This window comes from Corynebacterium sp. UMB2355A, assembly GCF_033877495.1.
GTDB classification, from domain to species: Bacteria; Actinomycetota; Actinomycetes; order Mycobacteriales; family Mycobacteriaceae; genus Corynebacterium; species Corynebacterium pseudogenitalium.
This window is the reverse complement of sequence record NZ_CP138855.1, coordinates 1,601,058-1,623,065: the sequence shown is the minus strand read 5'-3', so window position 1 is coordinate 1,623,065 and position 22,008 is coordinate 1,601,058. Positions and strand designations below refer to the sequence as shown.

At 65.2% G+C, this 22,008-nt stretch carries 21 protein-coding genes; 3 read left to right on the top strand and 18 right to left on the bottom strand.

The window, feature by feature from the left end:
- The first annotated feature begins 8 nt into the window (after positions 1–8).
- A complete protein-coding gene (locus R0V12_RS07515; RefSeq protein WP_311475607.1) occupies positions 9–854 on the top strand; it encodes an NAD(P)-dependent oxidoreductase in 846 nt (281 codons plus the stop codon).
- A 193-nt stretch (positions 855–1,047) separates the two neighbouring features.
- On the opposite strand, the gene R0V12_RS07510 is transcribed toward R0V12_RS07515, so the two are convergent.
- Both R0V12_RS07510 and R0V12_RS07505 read right to left on the bottom strand, forming a co-directional pair.
- On the bottom strand, positions 1,048–1,752 hold the full coding sequence (locus tag R0V12_RS07510) for a DedA family protein (RefSeq protein ID WP_320072417.1): 705 nt from the start codon (positions 1,750–1,752) through the stop codon (positions 1,048–1,050).
- A gap of 19 nt (positions 1,753–1,771) precedes the next feature.
- On the bottom strand, positions 1,772–3,295 hold the full coding sequence (locus R0V12_RS07505; RefSeq protein WP_320072416.1) for a CAP domain-containing protein: 1,524 nt from the start codon (positions 3,293–3,295) through the stop codon (positions 1,772–1,774).
- Between the two features lie 70 nt (positions 3,296–3,365).
- Between R0V12_RS07505 and R0V12_RS07500 the strand changes: the two genes are divergently transcribed.
- Positions 3,366–4,685, top strand: a complete 1,320-nt coding sequence (locus R0V12_RS07500) for an MFS transporter (protein ID WP_320072415.1) — start codon at positions 3,366–3,368, stop codon at positions 4,683–4,685.
- On the opposite strand, the gene R0V12_RS07495 is transcribed toward R0V12_RS07500, so the two are convergent.
- The 9 genes from R0V12_RS07495 to R0V12_RS07455 form a co-directional block, all read right to left on the bottom strand.
- Positions 4,682–6,088 carry a protoporphyrinogen oxidase gene (locus tag R0V12_RS07495; RefSeq protein WP_320072414.1) on the bottom strand — a complete coding sequence of 469 codons (1,407 nt, stop codon included), beginning with the start codon at positions 6,086–6,088 and terminating at the stop codon, positions 4,682–4,684. The two genes, R0V12_RS07500 and R0V12_RS07495, sit on opposite strands and share 4 nt — an antisense overlap.
- Positions 6,089–6,103: 15 nt before the next feature.
- Positions 6,104–7,150 (bottom strand): uroporphyrinogen decarboxylase, encoded by a 1,047-nt coding sequence (gene hemE / locus R0V12_RS07490; protein ID WP_320072413.1) that lies wholly within the window; start codon positions 7,148–7,150, stop codon positions 6,104–6,106.
- A gap of 27 nt (positions 7,151–7,177) precedes the next feature.
- On the bottom strand, positions 7,178–9,736 hold the full coding sequence (locus R0V12_RS07485; RefSeq protein WP_320072412.1) for a heavy metal translocating P-type ATPase: 2,559 nt from the start codon (positions 9,734–9,736) through the stop codon (positions 7,178–7,180).
- Between the two features lie 22 nt (positions 9,737–9,758).
- Positions 9,759–10,328 (bottom strand): hypothetical protein, encoded by a 570-nt coding sequence (locus tag R0V12_RS07480; RefSeq protein ID WP_256042382.1) that lies wholly within the window; start codon positions 10,326–10,328, stop codon positions 9,759–9,761.
- Positions 10,321–11,331 (bottom strand): porphobilinogen synthase, encoded by a 1,011-nt coding sequence (gene hemB, locus R0V12_RS07475; protein WP_320072411.1) that lies wholly within the window; start codon positions 11,329–11,331, stop codon positions 10,321–10,323. The genes R0V12_RS07480 and hemB overlap by 8 nt, the downstream gene beginning before the upstream one ends.
- Before the next feature lie 8 nt (positions 11,332–11,339).
- Entirely contained in the window at positions 11,340–13,052 is a 1,713-nt protein-coding gene (locus R0V12_RS07470) for a bifunctional uroporphyrinogen-III C-methyltransferase/uroporphyrinogen-III synthase (RefSeq protein ID WP_320072410.1), read from the bottom strand.
- Between the two features lie 163 nt (positions 13,053–13,215).
- Positions 13,216–14,097 carry a hydroxymethylbilane synthase gene (gene hemC, locus R0V12_RS07465; RefSeq protein ID WP_070477387.1) on the bottom strand — a complete coding sequence of 294 codons (882 nt, stop codon included), beginning with the start codon at positions 14,095–14,097 and terminating at the stop codon, positions 13,216–13,218.
- Between the two features lie 5 nt (positions 14,098–14,102).
- Entirely contained in the window at positions 14,103–15,428 is a 1,326-nt protein-coding gene (locus R0V12_RS07460) for a glutamyl-tRNA reductase (protein WP_320072409.1), read from the bottom strand.
- A gap of 44 nt (positions 15,429–15,472) precedes the next feature.
- Entirely contained in the window at positions 15,473–15,709 is a 237-nt protein-coding gene (locus R0V12_RS07455) for a glutaredoxin family protein (RefSeq protein ID WP_070363200.1), read from the bottom strand.
- Between the two features lie 66 nt (positions 15,710–15,775).
- On the opposite strand from R0V12_RS07455, the gene R0V12_RS07450 reads away from it, so the two are divergent.
- Positions 15,776–16,798, top strand: coding sequence for an HAD-IB family hydrolase (locus R0V12_RS07450; protein WP_256006064.1), 1,023 nt, complete (start codon positions 15,776–15,778; stop codon positions 16,796–16,798).
- Positions 16,799–16,996: 198 nt separating this feature from the next.
- Here the strand turns inward: R0V12_RS07450 and bsaP are convergent, their stop codons facing one another.
- The 7 genes from bsaP to R0V12_RS07415 all read right to left on the bottom strand — a co-directional run bounded on the left by bsaP (position 16,997) and on the right by R0V12_RS07415 (position 21,993).
- Complete coding sequence (bsaP, locus tag R0V12_RS07445; protein ID WP_070363202.1) at positions 16,997–17,200, bottom strand: biotin synthase auxiliary protein BsaP; 204 nt, start codon at positions 17,198–17,200, stop codon at positions 16,997–16,999.
- Positions 17,200–18,264: a biotin synthase BioB gene (gene bioB / locus R0V12_RS07440; RefSeq protein ID WP_320072408.1), complete on the bottom strand. Its 1,065-nt coding sequence runs from the start codon at positions 18,262–18,264 to the stop codon at positions 17,200–17,202. Before bioB ends, bsaP begins: the two co-directional genes overlap by 1 nt.
- A gap of 490 nt (positions 18,265–18,754) precedes the next feature.
- Positions 18,755–18,856 (bottom strand): 30S ribosomal protein bS22, encoded by a 102-nt coding sequence (locus R0V12_RS07435; RefSeq protein WP_003855542.1) that lies wholly within the window; start codon positions 18,854–18,856, stop codon positions 18,755–18,757.
- Between the two features lie 127 nt (positions 18,857–18,983).
- Positions 18,984–19,175 (bottom strand): helix-turn-helix domain-containing protein, encoded by a 192-nt coding sequence (locus R0V12_RS07430; RefSeq protein ID WP_070363204.1) that lies wholly within the window; start codon positions 19,173–19,175, stop codon positions 18,984–18,986.
- Between the two features lie 218 nt (positions 19,176–19,393).
- Positions 19,394–20,197, bottom strand: coding sequence for a pyrroline-5-carboxylate reductase (proC, locus tag R0V12_RS07425; protein WP_070477378.1), 804 nt, complete (start codon positions 20,195–20,197; stop codon positions 19,394–19,396).
- Between the two features lie 45 nt (positions 20,198–20,242).
- The gene (locus tag R0V12_RS07420) at positions 20,243–21,037 is read right to left on the bottom strand and encodes a hypothetical protein (RefSeq protein WP_320072407.1); all 795 of its coding nucleotides are present in this window, start codon (positions 21,035–21,037) and stop codon (positions 20,243–20,245) included.
- On the bottom strand, positions 21,037–21,993 hold the full coding sequence (locus R0V12_RS07415; RefSeq protein WP_070477374.1) for a Ppx/GppA family phosphatase: 957 nt from the start codon (positions 21,991–21,993) through the stop codon (positions 21,037–21,039). The genes R0V12_RS07420 and R0V12_RS07415 overlap by 1 nt, the downstream gene beginning before the upstream one ends.
- Positions 21,994–22,008 lie beyond the last annotated feature (15 nt).

Below are 22,008 nucleotides of genomic sequence, written 5' to 3'. Positions count from 1 at the left end.
TAGGCGATATGAAGATTGCATTTTTAGGCCTCGGCCGTATGGGTACCGAATTAGCACTCAAGCTTGTCAGTGACCACGACCTCACGGTCTGGAACCGCACCGCAGCAAAAACCGCCCCGCTCGTGGAGCGCGGCGCCACCGCCGCCGACACCCCTGCAGACGCCGTGAAAGGCTCCGACCTCGTAATCACCTCCCTGTTCGGCCCCGACACCGTCCGCGAAGTCATCATCGAACCCGGCCTCATCCCCGACGGCGTCACCTGGGCCGACGCCACCACCATCTCCCCCGCCGACGCCGACTCCTTCGCCGCCGCCGTCCCCACCTTCGTCCACACCCCCGTAGTCGGCTCGCTCATCCCGGCGCGCGCCGGAAAGCTCGGTGTCTACGTCGGCGGCGCCACCGAGCAGCGCCGCAAGGAAGTCGCCGACGTCGTCGCGCCGTGGGCCGCCGCGAACCCGGAACGCCTCAAGGTCGTCGACACCGCCGCCCAGGCCGCGACGGGCAAGCTCATCGCCAACCTCGCCCTGGCAGTGACCATGCAGGGGTTCAAGGAAGCCCTGCACATCGGCAACGCCCAAGGACTTGACGACGCCACCATCGTCGACATGCTCGGTTCCACCGGCCTCGAGTTCATCGTGAACATGAAGTCCCCCTTCCTCCTCGGCGAACGCGACACCAACCCCGGCGACTTCTCCACCGACGCCATCGAGAAGGACGCGCGTTTGATGCTCGCCACCGCCGAGGCCGCCGGCAAGGAGCTGCCCGCCGTGGCAGCCGCAGTTGCCTCCCTGCAGGAGCAGCAAAAGAAGGGCCACGGGGACGAGGACTTCTCCTCAGTGGTGGTGTACCGCTAATTTTCTGGGGAGCGAGTGCCAAAGGACGCAATTCTTGTTCGGGGAGGACGCAAAAGCCCAGGTCGTGAAAAGGGGGTTGCGTCCTTTGGCACTGGCACGGTTGAGAGGGCACCAAATTCCTGGATTTCGCGCGGCGATTTGGAAAAGCCCAGGTCGAGCAAACTGCGTGAGGGAATTTGGTGCGCGCACCCGCCTACGCTTTCTTCGCTTGCCTCCTAAACGCGCCGAACATGATCACCACGATCAGGCCGATGGCAATCCAGTTGGCCACCTTCGCGTACTGCTCCAGCACGTACACCACGGGCTCCCCGATCCACCATCCGAGGGCGAAGTACCCAAGTGACCACAGGGTTTTCGAGATGAAGTCCAGCACCATGAACTTCCACAGCGGCATGCCGGTCATGCCCATCAGGACGAAGACGACGAAGGCGATGGGCAGCGGGATCGGTACGTAGGCGAGGAAGATCCCCAACCAGCCGAGCTTGAGGGCCCACTTTTCCACGCGCGCGATGTTGCGGGCGCTGCGCTTGGAGTTCTGCGCCTGCACGTCAAGGATTCCGCGCCCCCACAGTTTGCCGGCCCACCAATAGATCCAGTCGAACTTGATGGCCATCAGCGTGCCGATGAGCAGGTAGCCCAGCCAGTGCTGCACCTCGCCGACGGCGGCGAGCGCGCCCGTCGACGCCGCTCCAATCCGGGAACCGGTAATGGCCAGCATGATGGGCGGGTGCAGCCCAAGCAGCCAGGCACGGAGCGGGATCATGGCGAGGCCGAAGAGGCCTACGAAGCCGAACCAGCCAAGGCACCAGTAGTCGGCCTTGGTTGGTTTGCTGTTCCAGGGCATGCCTGGTTGTTCCCACCATTCTGGTTCGGGTGTGGTCTGCTCCTCGCTTTGCATAAGCAGAGAGTGTACCTAGCTAGAACATATTTAAAATTCCCGGGTTGGTGGCTACCACGATTCCGATGATTGCCAGCAGCCCGAGTACTACGCCGGCGATGATGCCGCCGGTGGAGGAGCCTTCCTTGTCGGCGCCGGTCAGCTTGTCGCAGTCGGCTTTGACGGGTTGGTATTCGGCTTCGGCGCGCTCGGTGTTTGCGCGGGCCTCGGCTGCGGCTGCCTTGGCGGCCGCAGCGGCAGCAGCCGCATCCTCCTGCATCTGCTTCGCAGCCTTCAGCGCTTCCTCGGCGGCGGCCTGTCGGGCCGGTTGCGCCTCCTTGGCGGCGGCGAGTTCCTGTTCACGCTTCGCGACGAGCTCCTGCGCCGCCTGCAGCGCGCGTGCGGCTTCCAGGGTCTGCTCCGCCTTTTCGACGTCCCCTTCGCGCTCCTCGAGCGTTTGACGCTTGGTGGCGTCGCCAAACTCGATGGCGTGCTTGAGGCCGTCGTAGTAGGTGTTGAAGCGCTCGGTGTACTCGTCGACGGTGAACAGTGGCGTGCCCTGCTTCATCCAGTGGGTGGCGAAGGTCTGCGCGTGTGCAATACGCCACGGGTACCCCTGGTACCGGAAGGCTTTGGTGTTCACGGCGAAGCCGGTGGCGCGCATGTCCGGGTTGACGATCGCCATGTAGTGGCCAGCGCCCGCCGCGAATGGCTCCTCGCCCTTCTCGAGTGCCTCGAAGTACGCGACGCGCTCCTCGTGGAACCAGCCCTTGAACGGGTTCTCGTAGTTCCAGGACAGGTTGTCCCATCCGTTCTTCGAGTGCCCGCGCGGCAGCTGGTGCGACCAGTTCACGTTTACCTGGGCCTGCGCCATCAGGAAGTCGGAGACGGGCAGGGCGGGCTGGCCGTCGCTTTCGCGGAGCTCGTTGGCCTCGGGCAGCCAGCCAATGGCTGCCTTCATGTTGTCCAGGTGGGTGGCGTCGTCGGCCTCACCGATGTGGGTGTCGTCCGCGATGCGGTAGCCCGTCTGCCCAGCCACCGGGTCTTCTTCTTTGAAGCGGAAGTCGGTGTTCAGTTCGGCGACGGCGTCGGTTGCGCCCATGGCTTCGAAGAAGCCGAGGGAGCCGCGGTCGAACTGCTGTTGCGCCTCGGCCTTGCTGGCTTCGAGGGCGGCGGCTGCTTCGGCGGCCCGCGCCTTCGCGTCCTCGAGCGCCTGCTGTGCAGATTCCGCCGTCACGCCGGCGGGCACTGCGGACTGTTTCGCGGTGCGGTCGGTGGTGGCGTCGTCAAGGAGTCGTTGGGCGTCGGCGACCATGCCCTTTGCTGCCTTGAGTTCTTCCTGGGCGGCGGCGACGTCGCGCTGCGCCGCATCGAGCGTCTGCTGCGTGGCGCGCTCGCGGTCCTGCGCATCGCGCTGCTTCGCGGTGGCGTCCTTGACCGCGTCGACAAGCGCCACGCAGCGAGCCTCCGTGAGCTGGGCGGTGTCCTCCGCCATGGCCTGCGGGGCCACCAACATGGCCGCTGAGCAGGTAGTAACGAGCATGAGTCCGAGCTGCTTCTTCATACCGGCAGATTAGCAGGAAACTTTCGTAATTTTCCCAAATAAAAGCCAGAATTGTTCTAAGGTTTTGCCCATGAAAACAGCACTGACCCGCACGCAGCGCCTCGATAGGCTGCCGGTTACCCCGAAACACAAGAAGCTCCTCGTCGGATCGGGGGTGGGGTGGGCGCTCGACGCGATGGATGTCGGGCTGGTCTCCTTCGTCATCGCGGCGCTGGCCGTGCACTGGGACCTTGAGAAAACCACCACGAGCTGGATCGCGTCCGTGGGGTTCATCGGGATGGCGGTCGGCGCCTCCCTCGGCGGGCTGCTCGCGGACAAGCTGGGGCGCCGCCAGGTCTTCGCCCTCACGCTCCTGATCTACGGCGTGGCCACGGGCGCTTCGGCGCTCGCCGGGTCGGTCGCTGTCCTGCTCGTCTTCCGGTTCCTCACCGGCCTTGGCCTCGGCGCGGAGTTGCCCGTCGCGTCCACGCTGGTCAGCGAGTTCGCGCCGCTGAAGGTGCGCGGGCGGATGGTGGTCTGGCTCGAGGCGTTTTGGGCGGCGGGCTGGATTCTGGCGGCGGTCATCGGCACGTTCGTCGTCGCCGAGGGCGAAAACGGCTGGCGTTGGGGGCTTGCGCTCGGCGCCGTGCCTGCGCTCTACGCACTGTACGTGCGCATGCAGCTGCCCGAATCGGTCCGCTTCCTGGAGGCGCGCGGCCGCGACGAGGAAGCAGAGGCAGTGGTCCGCAGCTTCGAGGAGCAAGTCCCACCCGAACTACTTACCGACGCACCCATCGCCAACACCACCGATCCCGATGCAAGTTCCGGCCATCACATCTGGGGTCCCGAACTGCGCGCCCGCACCGCCGCGTTCTGGACCGTCTGGTTCTGCGTCTCCCTCGCCTACTACGGCGCGTTCACCTGGATCCCTTCCCTGCTTGTGGACCAAGGCTTCAGCCTCGTGCGCTCCTTCAGCTTCACGCTGATCATCACGCTGGCCCAGCTGCCCGGGTACGCCCTGGCCGGCTGGCTCATTGAGGTCTGGGGGCGCCGCACCACCCTCGCCGTCTTCCTGGCCGGGTCGGCGGTGTCGGCTGGGCTCTACGGGTTCGCCACCGCGCCCTGGCAGATCATCGCCGCAGGCTGCCTGCTCTCCCTGTTCAACCTGGGCGCGTGGGGTGCCCTCTACGCCATCGGTCCTGAGCTCTACCCCACCCAGATCCGCGCGACCGGCACGGGCGCCGCTGCGGCCTTCGGGCGCGTCGGTTCGATCCTGGCGCCGCTGATCGTCCCGCCAGTCCTGGCCTTCGGCGGCCACGCCAGCGTATTCGTGGTCTTCGCGGTGGCGTTCACCGTGGCAGCCGCGGCTGCGTTCGTCCTGCCGGAGCAGAAGGGCAAAGTGCTCGTCTAGAGGAGATCCTGCGCCGCCTTACGCGCGTTGCCGATCACGGCCGGGACCCCAACCCCGGCGACCCAGGCGCCGGTCACGCCGACACCGTCGACGTCGGCGAGTGCGTCCTGGACCTTGGCCACGGTGGCCAGGTGGGTGGCGTCGTAACGCGGAAGGCCACCGAGCCAGCGCTGAACGAAGATCTCCTCGACGCCGGCGGCGCGGCCGTCGAAGCCGGTGATGGTCTGCAGGTCGTCGAGGGCCCAGTCCACGAGGTCATCCTCGCTGGCGGTCAGGGCGACGTTGTCGCCGTAACGGCCGAAGCTGGCGCGTACAAGGGCACCGCCGCGCTCGGCGAGGTGCGGCCACTTACGCGACGAAAGCGTGAACGCCTTGGCGTGCACGTCCTTCGCATCGGTGCTGACCAGCACGCCGGAGTTCTCCGGCAGGCCCTCGTCGGTGGCGAAGCGCAGGCCCACCACGGCGGAGTTCGCCAACTCGACGGAGCGAAGCGCTTCGGAGGCCTCGGGGGCGATGTCGCGAAGCAGCAGCGCGGTCGTCGGCGCCGGGGTGGCCAACAGCACGCGGTCGTAGACGGTGTCCTCGCCCCCCTTGAGACGGAACCCCTCGCCTTCGCGGCTGATGGACGGGATGAAGGCGTCGACGTAGATATTCGCGCCGGACTGCTCCGCAAGCGCCTCGTAGAGTTCCTGGTAGCCCTCGCGGAACGTGGCGAAAATCGGCACCGGCTTCGAGGGCTTCGAGGCACCTGAAGACCCAGCCGCGGCGACAGCCTTCTTCCGGGCGGCCTCCAGGTTGGCGACCGCGGTGGACAGGTGCACCGGGCCGTCGGCGGCCAGGCGGTCGAACTCGGCGGCGAGCTGCGGCACGGTGGCGCGAACGCCCAGGTCATCGGCGGTGCAGGAGTACACTCCGCCAAGCAGGGAGGAGACGATGTTGTCCACGACGTCGTCGCCGTAGCGGTCGCGGACCAGGGCGCCGACGCTCATGTCGCCGCCGATGGTCCACTCGAAGCCCTCGCGCTCCGCCTCGGTGTCGATGCGCCGCGCGGTTTCCTCGCTGACCAGGTGCGCGACCGGCTCGGAGGTAGATGGGATACCCATCATGCCGCCTGCCGGCATAGCGCGGGTTTCGCCGTCGACGTACAGCAGGGAGCGCATCCCCGATGGGGAGACCAGCGAGTCTTGCAGGCCCAGCTCTTCGACGAGCTGCTTTGCTTCCGGGCGGCGCGCAATGAAGGCTTCTGCTCCCATATCGGTGGGGCCGCCGTCGAACGCAACGGTGTACAGCTTGCCGCCGATGCGGTCGTTGCCTTCGTAGACGTCGACGGTGTGGCCGGAGTTGCGCAGCTCAAACGCTGCGGTCAGCCCGGCAAGCCCTGCACCGACAATGGCGATATTCAATGGGGATCTCCTTCGTTATGCTTCGTGGATCATTGCGACGGCGTCGGTGATGGCGCCTGCATCGGTGGTCGGCAAGACGCCGTGCCCGAGGTTGAAGATGTGGCCGGTGGCGGTGCCGGCGTCGATAGCTCGTGCGGCCTCCGCCTTGATGCGGCGCACTTCCTCCTGCACCACGGCGGGACCGGCGAAGAGCATCGCTGGGTCAAGGTTGCCCTGCAGCACACGCGGCGACGCAAAGCGCTTCGCAGCGACGTCGAGCGGCACGCGCCAATCGACACCCATCACCTCGGAACCGGCCTCCGACATCGCGCCAAGCAGCTCACCCGTGGCCACACCGAAGTGGATGCGCGGGATAACGCCCTCGACCTCCTTCAGGATCTCGGCGGAGTACGGCAGGACGTGCTCGCGGTAGTCGACCTCGGTGAGGAAGCCCGCCCAGGAGTCGAAGAGCTGCATGGCGTCGATGCCGGCGTCGACCTGCGTGCGCAGGAACGCGCTGATGGTCGGCACGAGGCGGCGCATCAGGGCGTGCCACGTGTCCGGGTCGCCGTGCATCATGGCCTTCGTCTTCTCGTGATTCTTGCTCGGCCCGCCCTCGATGAGGTAGCTGGCCAGGGTAAACGGCGCGCCGACAAAGCCGATCAGGGCCTGGGTGTCGGTGAGCTCGTCAAGAATGATCTCGATGCCCTTGGCCACTTCCTCAACGTTGTGGTCCAGCACCGGCAAATTATCGACGTCCTCTTTCGTCGTAATCGCCTTCTCCATCACTGGGCCGCGGCCTGGCACGATTTCAACGCCGATACCCGCTGCCTTCAGCGGCACAACGATATCGGAAAAGAGGATCGCCGCATCCATGTCGTGGCGGCGCACCGGCTGCATCGTGATCTCCGCGAGGAGCTCCGGCATGAAGCAGGAGTCCAGCATGGAGATGCCTTCACGGACTTTGCGGTATTCCGGCAGCGAGCGCCCGGCCTGGCGCATAAACCACACCGGGGTGCGTGAGGGCGTGCGGCCGTTGGCGGCCTCAATGAGCGGGGCAGAAGAAAGGTCGCGTCTGGTCATAGTCCCCCACCCTACCGCCGTTGCGGTTTAGGAGGGAAAATGATTTGCCCGCGAGGAGTGCGCCTCAATCACGAGCGAGCTGCCCAGCATGAGCAGCGTGGCCCCCACCGGGGGCAGCACGCCGATCGCGGCAAGCACGATCGCGGTGGAGTTGTACGCCCAGGCGAAGATCATGTTGTAGTCAATGATGTGGCACACCCGGCGCGCGTGCGCGATGAGCTGCGGGACGGCGGAGACGTCGTCGCGGATCAGCACGGCGTTGCAGGCGCGGGCGATGGTGGAGGACTGGGCGTCGATAATGTCGTCGGTGGCGTAGAGCAGGCCGACGTCCGCCACCTTGATAGTGGGAAGCGCGGTGGCGTCGCCGATCATGGCAACCGTGGCGCCCTTCGTGTGGATGGCGCGAACCGCCCCCGGCTTATCCGGCGCGGTGATGCCGGCGAGCACGTTGGACATACCCAAAAAGTCGGCAAAGCGGCGGGCCACCGGGTAGGTATCGCGGGTGAGCATCACCGTCTCTACGCCCATCTGTTCCAGGCGGTTGATGGCCTCGTGGGCGTCGTCCTTCGCGGGATCGTAAAGGGTGATCACGCCGCGGTCCTTGCCACGCCAGCGCACCACTACAGGGGTGCCTCCGGCGGTCGCGGCCATCGCGAGGCGGCCGTGCAGCTGGGACAAGTTCGTGGGGCGCCACAGGCAGGCGTCGAAGGACTCGGTACGGTCCTCGTCCTCGTCGCCGTAGGTCAAGGTGAGGCGGCCGCGGAACTCGCCGCCGGGCGTGATTTCCTCGTTGCTCATCTCGATCCACGACGGCACATCGGCGCTCTTCGTGCGCCCATCGCGCGCCTCACGCGCCGCCTTCACCATCGCGCGTGCCGACGGGTGGTTGGACTCCACCGACAGTGCACCCGCCACGCGCATCACCATCTCCGGGCTTTCGCCGCGCTCCGCGGTGACGGTCTCCACCGTCATCTGCGGCTTGACAAGGGTGCCCACGCGGTTGAACACGGCCGTGTCCGTCGACTCCAACGCGCGGAAGGTTTCGCCGTCGCGGATCAGGATGCCGTTTCGCACCGCCGACTCAATGCCGAGGCGGATCGCCAGCGAAGGCGAAATCGCCAGCGCCACCGGCGCCACCACCACCAGGATGGCCAACGCCGTGGAAAAGCCAGCGTTGTAGTTGCCGGTCAGCAGCACCCACAGCCCAAAATCCAAGATGGCCAGCGCATAGGCCGCTGGGATGAGCAGGCCCGCCGCGCGCGTGGACATCAACGTGGCCTCGTTCTGGTGGCGCAGCACAGCGTCCACCCAGCGCTCCACCGCGCCCAGGCGGGTGGTGTGTCCGACGCGCTCCACGCGCATCTTGATCTTGCCGCTGCGCAGCACCGACCCGGCGCGCACCGTTGAGCCGACTTTCACTTCGGAGGGCTCGCGGGCGTCGATAATCTGGGGGTTCAACACGCCAGAGCCGCCGACCACCTCGCCGTCGGCAGGGATGATCTCGCCCGCGTGGACGTAGACGTCATCCCCCTTGTTCAGCTCGACTGCCGGGAAGTCTTCCTCCGTCACGTTACCCGCCCGCGAACGACGCACCACCTTGTACACCGCGTCCGGATCAGGGTTGCGGGCCTGCAGGTCCTCCATGAGGCGGGGGCGAGCGCGCATGGTGAAGTAGCGGCCGACCAGCAGCAGCGTGGTGACGGCGCAGGAGACCTCGAAGAAGATCTCAACGTCGTGGCCCATCTGGTGCGGCACCCAACCGCTGCTGGTAGTCCAGCCGATCTGCCCGGCGGACGTCAGCACCACCGCGACCAGCGACCACAGCCAAGCGGCCAAAATCGCGATCGAGCTCGCGCCGTCCAGCGCGGAAATCCCGCGGCGCACGCCACCAAGCATCGCGCGGTGGAACGGGAACGCGCACCACAGCACCACCGGCGTGGACAACGCCAGCGAGCACCACTGCCACCCCGGGAACTGAAACTGCGGCACGTACGCCATCAGGATCACCGGGATGCTCAGCACAATAGCGATCCACATGCGAAGCGGCGTGACCAAGTCGCGGGCGGTAAACAACACGTCCTGGCCGCGCATCATGCCACGGCGCCGCCGGGCGGTGCGCACGAACCCGCTCGCGCGCGCCGTGCGCAGGGAGCGCTGCTCGTGTTCCTTCATCCGGCGCATCCGGCCGGACATGCCGCGCGTGCCACGCCGCGGCAGCGTGTGATCCACCACCGAATGCCCCTGGGCGCGGCGGCGCAGCGTCGAATCCGTCAGCTGCACCTCCACCCCGAAGCGCTGCATCACCTCGGCGATCGTGTGCGGTGCCGTGGTGTCCGGCGCGGTTACCCACGCCATCTTCGTCGGGTACACCAGGCGCGCCTGCACGCCCGGCAGCTCCTCGAGGGCCTCCTCGATGTCGCGCAGCTGCGCGCCGTCCTCCAGGCCCTCGAGCTCGAACGCGTAGGAAGCGTGGGGGCGCAACGGGTTGCCGTTGCTGTCCTCGGAGTGGCGCGAGTCCGGGTCGAACCCGGCGTCCTTGGCCGCCAGGCGGGCGTCGTCAATTGAGCGCGTCACATTATCAGCCATGCGCCGTTACTCCACTTCTTCCCTACTGCTCAGCCGGACGCAGGTAGTCCTGCGATTCCTTCCGGGAAGCATAGAACAGCCCCAATGCTCCCGCCACACCGACCACGATCTGCACCGCACCGTCGACGGCGAACAGCGCAACCGGCACTTTAGTCGCAGCGGGCGTCATCAAGAAGAGCGTGAGCACGCGCACCGCGAAGAAGACCGAGAAGACCTGCAGCACCCGCGTGGCGTTGAGCATCCACTTTCCGCGGCGCTGCACTGAGCGCAGCGCCAGGCAAAACACCACGATGATGCCCAGCTGCAGCAACGCCAGCAGCACAACCGTGGCGTACATGCTCGCCTGCATCATGTTCTCCGGCAGCGCCTCCGACTGGTTCTTCGCGGCCTGCTTCGCCGCCTCGCGCAGCGCAGCCGGGTCGAGCACCGTCACCACCACGGCGAGGATCTGGTGCAGGAGCTCACCGAGGATCATCACTGCCCACGCGCCGAGGAGATAGCGCACCGCCTCGGGCTGTTGCTGCGTCGGCTCGTCCTTCCGGTGTCTCGGTGGCAGGGCCGGGGCCTGCGCCGCGGGAGGTGTGTTAGCCATGAAGCTCCTTCAGCGCACGCGCGCCCTCGATTGCGTAGTACGTCAAAATCTGGTCCGCGCCAGCACGCTTGATAGAGGTCAGCGACTCCATCATGGTCGCCTCGAAGTCGATCCAACCGTTTTGACCAGCGGCCACCATCATCGCGTATTCGCCCGAAACCTGGTACGCCGCCACCGGCACCGGCGACATGTCTGCAACGCGGCTGAGCACATCCAGGTACGGCAGCGCAGGCTTGACCATGACGAAGTCCGCGCCTTCCTCAATATCGAGCTCGGTCTCGAGCAGAGACTCGCGCACGTTCGCCGGGTCCTGCTGGTACGTGCGGCGGTCGCCCTTCAGGGAGGAGCCGACCGCGTCGCGGAACGGCCCGAAGAACTTCGACGCGTACTTCGCCGAGTACGCCATGATGGCCACGTCCTGGTAGCCCTCGGCGTCGAGTGCCTCGCGGATCACACCGATCTGCCCGTCCATCATCCCCGACGGGCTCACGATGTGCGCGCCCGCGGCAGCCTGCGACAGCGCCATATCGCGGTAGAGGTCCAAGGTGGCATCGTTATCCACCACCTGGTTGCCATACTTATCGACGCCCACTACGCCACAGTGCCCGTGGTCCGTGAACTCATCCAGGCAGGTGTCGGCCATAATCAGCAGATCCTCGCCGAACTCCTCGCGCAGTGCGCGCACGTTCCGGTTCAGGATGCCCTCCGGGTCCCACGCGACGGAACCCGTGGCGTCCTTATCCTCGTCGAGTGGCACGCCGAAGAGGTCAACGCAGCGGACGCCTTCCTCGAGTGCCTCGTGGCAGATCGCCTTCAGGGTGTCCGTGGGGTGCTGGTACACCCCCGGCATGGAGGCAATCTCTCGGCGTTCAGTGATGCCATCAGCCACGAACAACGGCAAAATAAAATCGGCCGGAGCCAGTCGCGTCTCCGCGGTGAGCTGCCGAATCGCAGGATTCTGGCGGAGGCGACGTGGACGGCGTGGAAGATGATATGTAGTCATGTGCTACATCATAACGCCGGTTTCCGACGCGCCCTCCGCTTCTTCCGCGGCGGCGGCAGCTCCCCAGCTGCCCGCAGGGCAGCGACGTGCTCGGCAAGCGCGTCCACCAGCGACGGCACGTCCGCAACCTCTGGTACGACGTCGACACGCAGCCCCTGCTCGCGCGCTGCCTCAGCCGCCATTGGGCCGATGCACGCGATGATCGTGCGCTGGTGCGGCTTACCCGCGATGCCAACCAGATTGCGCACCGTCGAGCCGGACGTGAAGCAGACTGCGTCAAACCCGCCGGTCTTGATCATGTCGCGCACCTCAGGAGCTGGCGGGGCCGCGCGCACCGTGCGGTAGGCCACGACGTCCTCGACGTCCCAGCCCTTCTCAATCAGGCCATCCACCAGCACGTTCGTTCCGATGTCCGCCCGTGGCAGCAGCACCCGCGAGACCGGGTCGATGTCCTCCACGTACTCGGGGAACACCTCCACCAGGCCAGCGGCGTTCTGTTTCGTGCGGTGCGGCAGCAGCTCCGGGCTCATCCCTAGCGCGCGCAGCGCCTCCGCCGTCTTGCGGCCGACCGCCGCCAGGTGCACACCCGCGAACGCGCGGGCGTCCAAGCCAAGCTGCTCGAACTTCTTCCACACCGCGTGCACCGCGTTCGTCGAGGTGAACACCACCCACTGGTAGCGACCCTCCACGATCCCCTTAATCGCGCGGTCCATCTGCGCCGGGTTGCGCGGCGGCTCCAGAGAAATCGTCGGCACCGACTGCGGGATCGCCCCGTACGACGCCAGGCGGCTGCTCATCGCCTCCGCCTGCTCCTTCGCACGCGGCACCAGCACACGCCACCCGTACAAAGGACGGTTTTCCCACCACGAAAACTTCGATCGATCATCATTCACAGTACCGAGCGTCACCACCAAAGAACCAGGCAGATCCGCCGTCACCGAGTCCATGGTTGCCAGGGCCTCCAGGGTCGCATCGACCGTGCGCTGCAGCCGCGTCGTTCCGTTGGCCGTGACGCTGCACGCCAGCTCACCCGGGAACCCGCGCTGCATCAACTGCGACGCCATCTCCGGCAGCTGCTCGCGCACCGCCTGCAACACCAACGGCTGCGGCGCCTGCGACAACTGGTCCCAGTCCACCGGCCCGTTCGCCAGATCTGCTTCCGTATACGTTGAACCAAGCGCGATACCTGCAAAGGACGGTACCGTCGACGGCAGCGACATCCCCGGCACAATCTGGAACTCCAGGCCGGCGGCCGCCACCGCGGCGATCTCCTCCCGCACGGCATCGCGCGTCAGCGGGTTCCCGCTGACCAGACGGATCACATCCCCGTCACCGTCATCCCCCTTGCGGATCACCTCGGCCGCCGCCTGCAGCGCCGAGCGCAACCGCGCAACAATATCGTCCGTGCCAAGCGGCACCTCTTCAACCTCAGCCGCGGTCGGGTCCGCAGGCTTCGGCGGGCGGCGCCGCGCCCCCGAGGCCTTCGCCTCCGCACACATCGCCTCGTACTGCGCCTCAGCAGCGTCGATCTTCTCCTGCGGCACCGCGCACGCTGCGGCAAGAACATTTCGGACACCCTCAAGAACATCCGGTTCCACCAACGCGATAGAATTGCGTTCCATCACCTGGCGAGCGCGAATCGTCAGCAAATCGGGATTGCCAGGTCCGGCACCGACGAAGATCACCTTCCCCGGCTGGGGAGTGATTGAGGGCAGTGTCATCAAAATGGTCTTTTCTGGTCTTGTATAAGGCGTAAAGAAGTGTCCCGGCGTACAGCGAGCCCCAAAGGGACCCCTATACACCGAGACGATTGGACGTATGGTAGTTACACCTTAATTTGCATACGCCGTGTTTCAAAACCTGTTTCAAAACCAGTCTGAAAACTTATTGCATAATCTCTGCCGCCCCGCGGCCAATCAGCGTCTGCGCAAGCTGTGTTCCCAGCTCACGGGCGTCCTTACCTGAAGCCTCCTCAATCAGCTGCTTGGAGCCATCCAGGGCGAATACCCCCGCCCGCAAGGTAATGGTGCCGTCAGCGATGGTCGCGTGCGCCGCAACCGGGGCCGTGCAGCCTGCCTCCAAAGTCGCCAGCACCTGACGCTCCGCCGCCGCGCACGCAAAAGAATCCGCGTCCAACAGCTTGTCCAGGCCCTCACGCAGCGCGGTGTCGTCGACGCGGCACTCCACCGCCAGCGCACCCTGCGCCGGGGCGGGCATGAACACCTCAGCATCGAAGACTTGGGTGGCGCGGTCCGCGAACCCACCACGGACCAAGCCCGCATACGCCAGGACAATCGCGTCCATCTCGCCGCTTTCCACCCGGCCCATGCGCGTCTCAATGTTGCCTCGCAGCGGGAGGATCTCCAGGTCAGGACGCAGCGCGCGCAGCTGGGAAACACGGCGCGGCGCCGAGGTGCCCACCTTCGCGCCCTTCGGCAGCGTGTCCAGCGTCAGGCCGTCGCGGGCGATGAGTGCCTCGCGGTGGTCTTCGCGCTCCGGAACGATCAGGTAGGTGCGGGGCTCTGGGGCCGTCGGCAAGTCCTTGAAGGAGTGCACGGCGACGTCCACCTCGCCGTCGAAGAGGGCGTCGCGAAGCGCAGACGTAAACACGCCGACGCCGATGCGTTCCACCGGCGCGTGGGAAACATCCCCGGCAGTTTTCACAATGTGCAGCTCAGACGGGTACCCGTGCGCGATCAGGGCATCACGCATATGCCCCGCCTGCGTCGTGGCCAAGTGCGAACCCCGCGTACCAATTTTCAGCATGTAAATTACGACTCCTTCAACTTCAATTCGTCGGGACTCGGCAACCGGTCCATATCAGTAGCGGCCGACACGGGGCGCACCCCAAACAGTTCCTCAACGGCGGTCTCCAGGCTAATCGAGTCCGAGCTCGCCGCCAGCTCCTTAATCTTCACCGTCGGCTTATGCAGCAGCTTATCCACCACACGCTTCACCGACCGCGCCACCTGCTGGAAGTCCTCTTCACCCAGGTCAGGAAGACGCTTGCGCAGCCGCGCCAGCTCCTCCTCCGAAATCTCCGCGCCAATCCGGCGCAGCTGCGCCACCGCCGGCGCCACCTCGCGCACCCGCTGCTCGGAGCTAAACGCCTGCACCTCCTCGGCCACGATTGCCTCTGCGGCCTGCAGCGCTTTCGAGTCCTCCGAGTCTGCGTTGTGCAGCTGCTCGTGCAGGTACTCGATGTTGATCAAGTGCACGCCGTCGTGCTCCAGTACCGAATTGTCAATATCGCGCGGTAGCGACAAGTCAATCAGCATCGTCGGCCCCGAGATGTCCTCGCCCGAAATGGTGAACCCATCTGACGCCGTCGCCGACACCGTAATATCCACACGCCCCAACGCCCCCGCGCGCGCATTAAAGTCCACGACCTCCGCAGCCACCCCGGCCTCCCGGGCATGCTCCGCCAACCGCTCCGCACGCGAGCGAGTGCGGTTCGCAATAATCAACTTATCGACGCCCCTCTTGCCCAAATGCGTCGCCGCCAACGAGCTCATCGCACCAGCCCCCAACACCAGCGCAGTCTGGCCCTCCAGCGTGTCCACCCCCATCGTCTCCATCGCCGTATCCAGCGCGAAAGTCACCATCGAGCCGCCGGCATCATCAATCGACGTCTCCGTATGCACACGCTTGCCCGTATGCAACGCCGACTGCGCCAACGAATGCAACGCCGGGCCCACCGTGCCCTGCTCCGCCGCGTGCGTATACGCGGTACGCACCTGCCCGATGATCTGCTGCTCCCCCACCACCATGGAATCCAGGCCGGAGGCGACCGTCAACAAGTGCTCCGCAGCCGCGTCCGAATACCGCACGTACAGGTAGCCGCGCAGCTCCGCCTCACTCACCCCGGAGACCTCCGCCAGCACCGCCAACACATCCTGCACACCCGCATGGAACGCGTTGGCAACCGTGTACACCTCCAGCCGGTTACACGTCGAAATGATCATCGCCTCAGACAACGACGGGCGCTCCACCAGCGCCGACGCCGCCGAATGCTGCACCGCATCATCCATACTCAAGCGTTCCAACAACGCAACGGGCGCCGAGCGGTGCGACATCCCTACAACGAGAACACTCACTCAATCCCTCCAGTCAGCCGTGAATCAAACCAAAGGATAGCGCGTCACTCTGACAGCGCCTCGGCCAGGTCCGCGTTATCCACTTCCCAACACGCGAACTCGTCCCCATCAATCACCACAACCGGGACGCGATCCCCGAACTCGGCGTTGAGCGACGGAGAGGCGTCGACATCTACAAGCGTGAGCTGCGCGCCGCACTGCTCGACCACCGGGGCGATCTGCGCGGCCACCCGCTCGCACGACCCGCAGGTAGCGCGCACCATCAGTTCAACCTGTTTCATCTCTCCGCCAATCTTGTTTACGATACAAGCTATCACGTCTGCCACACGGTGAAAGGCTCGCTGGCAATGTCCGACCACAAAGAACTCCTGGCCCAATGGTCACTCACCCAAGGCAACCTTCGCCGCTTCCTCGAAGAAGTTGCCCTCCCACCTCTCGACGCCGAATCCCAGCGCACTGCCGGTAACGCCGCCGCAGCCGCCGCCATCGAAGAAACCTTCGGCATCAGCATCGAAGAATTCGCCACCGGCGTCGACTCCGTCGGCGGCGCCTTCAAAACCGCCGGCCGGGAGAAAATCACCCAGCCCGACCCCGACGTCCCCCAAGACACCGAGGCGGCCGCGTTCTTCGACATCGACAACACCCTCATCCAGGGCTCCTCGCTCATCCTGCTGGCCAAAGGCTTGGCCAAGCAGCGCTTCATCACCCTTCGCGAGCTCCTGCCCGCCCTGACCAAGCAAATCCGCTACCGCGTCTCCGGCTCCGAAAGCGCCAAAGACATCGCCAAAGGCCGCGAGCAGGCCCTCCAAGTAGTCAAAGGCAAGAACGTCGAGCAGCTCAAAGAGCTCTGCGCCGAAATCGTCGACCGCCAAATGCTCGACAAGACCTACCAATCAACTATCGACGCCGCGTCCCGCCACATCGCCCAAGGCCAACAAGTCTGGCTGGTCTCCGCCACCCCGGTCCAAATCGGCCAGGCGCTCGCGGAACGCCTCGGCTTCACCGGTGCCCTCGGCACCGTCGCCGAAGAGGAAGACGGCAAGTTCACCGGCCGCCTCGTCGGCGACATCCTCCACGGCCCCGGCAAGCAACACGCCGTCGCCGCACTGGCTGCCATCCAGAAGCTCGACCTGGCAAAGTGCACCGCCTACTCCGACAGCATCAACGACCTGCCGATGCTCTCCATGGTCGGCAACCCCGTCGCCATCAACCCGGACCGCGCACTTCGCCGCTACGCGACAGGCCAAGGCTGGACCATCGAGGACTACCGCTCCCTACGCCGGTACATGCTCCCGGCCCTCGGCGCTCTGGCGGGCGGCGCGCTCGCTGCCGGTGTCGCGGCTGGCGTGGTGGCGCTGCGTCGACGATAGTTCTTAGGACCCCTGCACCAAATTCCTGGTTTCCCCTAGCGTCGGGAGGGAGCTAGGACGTTTCCCCAGGTCGCCTAGGACGCGGGAGGGAATTTGGTGTCATCTCGAGCACGCGTGGCACCAAATTCCTATTTTTTCGCGAGCGAATCTGAAAAAGCCCAGGTCGCTGAAATTGAATGAGGGAATTTGGTGCGGGCATCACCGCTCAAGCCACTCCGAACGCAGCAATCCGTGGCGGGAACACGCCGCCGACCACGCCATCGGCGAAATCTTCACCACCATCCGCCGCTGACACAGCGGGCAGATACGTGGCGCGTCGTAGGGGCGGGCCGGGTCGAGAGGCCAGGCGATGTCGCCGGAGAGGATGGCGTCGGCAAGATCGGTGTTGTCTGGAATGCGCATCAGAGTGACTTGATCGTGTCGTAGAGGATGCCGTGGCCGGAGTTCACCTTCTGGCCGACGGGTGTAATGCCCAGGTTGATGCGCGGCCGAGAGCTCCCGTCGAGGACGCGGTCCACGGCGTCGCGGTCCTTCTCTATCGGACGGCCAAACGTGGTCAGGTAATTACCGCCGATGATGGCGTTCGCGCCGCCCATCAGGCCGGCTTCGGTGCCGTCGTCGCCAAGGGCGAGCTCGGTGCCACCGGCGAAGCGGAGCTGGGTGGTGGGCATAGCCAAGCGGAACGCGGCGACGGCCCGAAGCGCCTCCCCCTGCGGGACGAGTGGCCGGTCGGCGAACGGGGTGCCGGGGCGAGGGTCGAGGAAGTTCATCGGCACTTCGTGTGGTTGGATCTCGGCGAGCTGGGTGGCGAACTCAGCCCGCTGCTCAATCGTCTCCCCCAGACCAATGATCCCGCCACAGCAGGTCTCCATCCCCTCAGCGAGCACGTGCTCGAGAGTGTCTTTGCGCTCCTGCCAAGTGTGGGTGGTGACCACGTTCGGGAAGAAGGATTCAGCGGTTTCGAAGTTGTGGTTATAGCGGGACACGCCCATCTGCGCGAGTTGGCGCGCTTGTTCACGGGTCAGAATGCCAAGCGAGGCAGAAATAGAGATGTCCACCTCCTCCCGAATGGCAGTCACCGCCGCCGCGACCTGGTCCAGCAGGTCCTGCGTCGGGCCTTTCACGGCGGCGACAATACAAAACTCGGAGGCGCCCATCTTCTCGGACTGCTTCGCGGCCTCCACGAGCTCGTCGATATTCAGGGTGACGGCACGGACCGGGGACTCAAACAGGCCGGACTGGGAGCAGAAGTGGCAGTCCTCGGGGCAGCCGCCAGTCTTCAGGGAGATGATGCCCTCAAGGGAGACGTCGACACCACAGTGCTTGATGCGAACCTGATGGGCAAGGTCGAGCAGTTCCGTCAGGCGATCGTCCTCGATGGTGAGGATCTGCACGAGCTCTTCCTTGTTCAGGCCTTCGCCCCGCTCAAGGGCTTTTTCGCGTGCGATGTCGAGGATGTCAGTCATGGTAATGCGCTCCGTTCAGTGCGGGGACGTGTTGTAAGTACGCATCAGTGTAGACCGCAATTGAACACCGTTCAGGTGTTTCGTGCCCCAACCTCCACCCACATCAAAAAGTTCATTCCCGCGCCCGGGAACCATTTTGCGGTTTGGGCCGGTTCCGGTCGACCAACGGTTACGTTTCTGCAGGTCGCAACGACTGTCCACAAAGAAAGTTCCCGCGATCACAGAAATCCGAGGAACTTTTCGCAATTTCGGGGTAGTCCACCCGCCCGAACACCCGCCTGACCTGCAAAGTGTAGTAACAGGAATGTAGTAATCCTCGAAAAGGGAGCCAAAACGGGGATTACTACAATCCTGTTACTACCATTTGGGTTTTAGCCACGCCCACAACCGCATTTCCCCAGGCTAATTCGCTCGCTCACCGGTATGGAGCGCGAGCCACACGCATGAAAAAACGCCCGCTCCAACCATGTGGTGCGGGCGCTGCAAAAGCTTACTTGCCAAGCTTACGACGCTGAACACGCGTGCGACGAAGCATCTTGCGGTGCTTCTTCTTGGACATACGCTTGCGGCGCTTCTTAATCACTGAACCCATAAGGTTTCCTCGTTTCTTCGTAGTACGTTCTTGACGTGCCAGCATCCACTCGTGGTGTACGCAATGGGTGTAAGCATACAACCAAGGTGTTTGGCACTCAAAAAGGTTCGGGCAAGGTGAGTGCTATTTATCCGACGTCGTACACGGAGGACTCGAGGTACTCACTGACCGCCGTTTCGTTGACGCGGAAGGAGCGGCCGACGCGTACTGCCGGCAGCTCACCCGAGTGCAACAAGCGGTAGACCGTCATCTTGGAGACGCGCATAATTTCGGCGACTTCAGCGACGGTTAAGAACTTGCCTTTATCTTCATTTGCCATTAATTCATAAACCCTTCAGCACGGTCGCGCTGCAGGCTTCCCCTCCTGCAGGACGAAACACGCACGTGCTTCAAACAACCTTATCGTGAACACTGGGCCTAATGCGACTCATGTGCCGATAATTTTTCAAAGTGCCTGGAGAAACACCCCGTATCTGGTGTGAAAGCGGTGACTGCTGTGGCACAACCGGCACAACCGGCGCAACCGGCGCAATCGGCTCAGTAAGCTTCGGAGCGCGTCGCGCAGGCGTCGGTGGCGCGGTAGATCGCGGCGCGTAGGCCGGACTCCTCGAGTTCCCGGATTGCGGCGACGGTGGTGCCGCCCGGTGAGGAGACGGCGGCACGCAGGCCAACGGGGTCGGGGTGCTGGTCCAGGAGCGCTCCGGCGCCGGCGCAGGTTTGGGTGGCCAGTTCCGTAGCGAGGTCCCGGGGCAGTCCGAGGGCAACGCCGGCGTCGATAAGTGCTTCGGTGAGCAGGAAGTAGTAGGCGGGCCCCGAGCCCGAGAGCGCGGTGACGGCGTGCATTGCCTTTTCGGGGACGGCGACGACGCGGCCCGCGGACGTCAACAGCTTTTCGACGGCCTCCCGCTGCTCGTCTTCCACATAGCGGCCGGCGGAGACGGCGAGCACGCCCTTGCCCACGAGCATCGGGGTATTGGGCATCACGCGCATGATGGGGGTGCCCGCGGACGAGATGGCCTCTTCCATGTCGGCGATGTCGACGCCGGCTGCCATCGAGACGAGCACGGTGGGCACCGAGTTGCTCGCGACGGTCTCCGCGATCTCCCCGATCACGTCAATGATCTGGTTGGGTTTGACGCACAGGAAGACAACGTCGGCGTCGGCGGCGGCCTCGACGTTGTCCGTCGTGGCCTGGATGGCGTAGCGCTCGGCGAGCGCCGCCACGCGCTCTTCGGAGCGGCAGGTGGCAATGAGGTGGTGCGGTTCGACCTGGGAGGCGATCAGCCCCTGCAGCAGGGCCTCGCCGATATTGCCAACGCCAATGATTGCGATTTTTTCCATGCACCACACACTAGCGCCACGGGGGCACTGTGGTGGAAAACGCCCTTAGAGCAGGGCCGGGCCGAACGCCATGACCAGGGCGGCAACGCCCGCGAGCGTCATGGTCAGACCATCGCGGCCAGTGTGCATCGCGCGCACACCGAAGACGACGCCCGCAACAGCGGCGGCGCCCAGGATGGCTGCGAGTGCGGTTGCCAGGTTCGCCCAGATCCAGCTGAACAGCATGAACCCGAGCACGCCCAGAACCACGCCGATGAACACGAAGAGCACCAGCATGATGGGGTTGACGGCGCCGTCGTCATCGATTTCGGCGACCTCGGCGGCTTCAGCCTTTTCGACGTCCACATCCTCAGCATGCTCATCGTCGAAGAGGTCGAGCGCGTCTTCCTCGGCGGGCTTCTCAGCCGGCTTCGGCGCCGCCTCAGGCTTGGTGCGCTGCACTGGCTCGTTGGTGTCCTCCACGACGCGGATCTGCGTCGTTTCGTCCTCGGAAGGGCTGTCCTGCGCGGCAGGCGCAGGCGCGGGCGGGTCAACCGGCTTCTCGGCCGGAGCCGCAGGCTTTGCAGCAGGCTTTGCTGCGGGTTTCTCAGCTGCGGGCTCTGCCTTTTCAGCAGCAGGCTTCGCCGGTGCGGGTTCGGCTGGTGCGTCGAGTGGCACGCTGGAGTGCTTCGCTTCGGCCGGGCGGGCGTCGACAGCCTTGAAGGAGCCGGTCAGCTCCGCGACCGAGACGCCGCCTTCCTCCAAGCTGCGGCGTCGGCGGGGACGCTTACCCACGTCCGGGTTGGTTTTCTGGGCCCGGGCGAGGAGCTCCGCAACCGTCAGCTGCTTGTCCTCAGACATCAGTCGTTGTCTCCTTCGTCATCTCCTAAGTCATGCCCTTGGTCGATCCAACGGAGGATCACGCCTTCTCGTAGCGCCCATGGACAGATCTCTAACTTATCAAGCTTAAGCGCTCGCATGGCAGCCTCTGCAACTAGGGCACCCGCAACGATCTGGTGGGAGCGGTCGGCGCTGATGCCTTCGAGCTCCGCACGGTCGGCTGCGGTCATGCGGGAGATGAACGCGATGAGCTGGCGCAGGCCCGGCGCGGTGAGGGTTCGCTTCACGAAAGGCCCAGCTGAGGAGGGTGCAGCGCCGGTTAGCCGAGCGAGGGAGCGGAACGTCTTCGAGGTGCCGACGGCCAGCCCCGCCTCCCCCAGCGCGTGGAACTCGCGGGCGGGCCCGGCGAGTTCAGCGTCGATGTAGTCGCGCAAAAGGTTGATCTTTTTGCGCTCGGGCGGGTCGGATTCGAACCACTCGTGGGTGAGCCGCCCGGCGCCCAGGTCGAGGGACACGGCCAGGTCGGGGCTTTCTTCGGTGCCGGTGGACATTTCCAGGGAGCCGCCGCCGATGTCCAGGTTGGTGATGCGCCCGGCGGACCACCCGTACCAGCGGCGCACCGCGAGGAACGTCAGCCGCGCCTCCTCCTCGCCGGAGAGGACTTCGAGGCGCACGCCGGTTTTCTTCTCAACCTTCTTGAGCACTTCCTCGGAGTTCGTTGCCGAGCGCACGGCGGACGTCGCAAAGGCGAGGAACTCTTCGCACTTCAGCTTGCTGCTTAGACCTGCGGCTTCCCCCACGGCGTCGACAAGCTTGTCGACGCCCCGAGGTTCAATATTGCCCTCGTCGTCGAGGAGTTCGACGAGCCGGAGCGGCTGCTTCCAGTCACTCATCGGGGTGGGGCGGCCACCGCTGCGGGCATCTACCCCCACGAGATGCACCGTATTACTGCCTACGTCTAATACACCTAATCGCACACCCTCAGCGTAGTG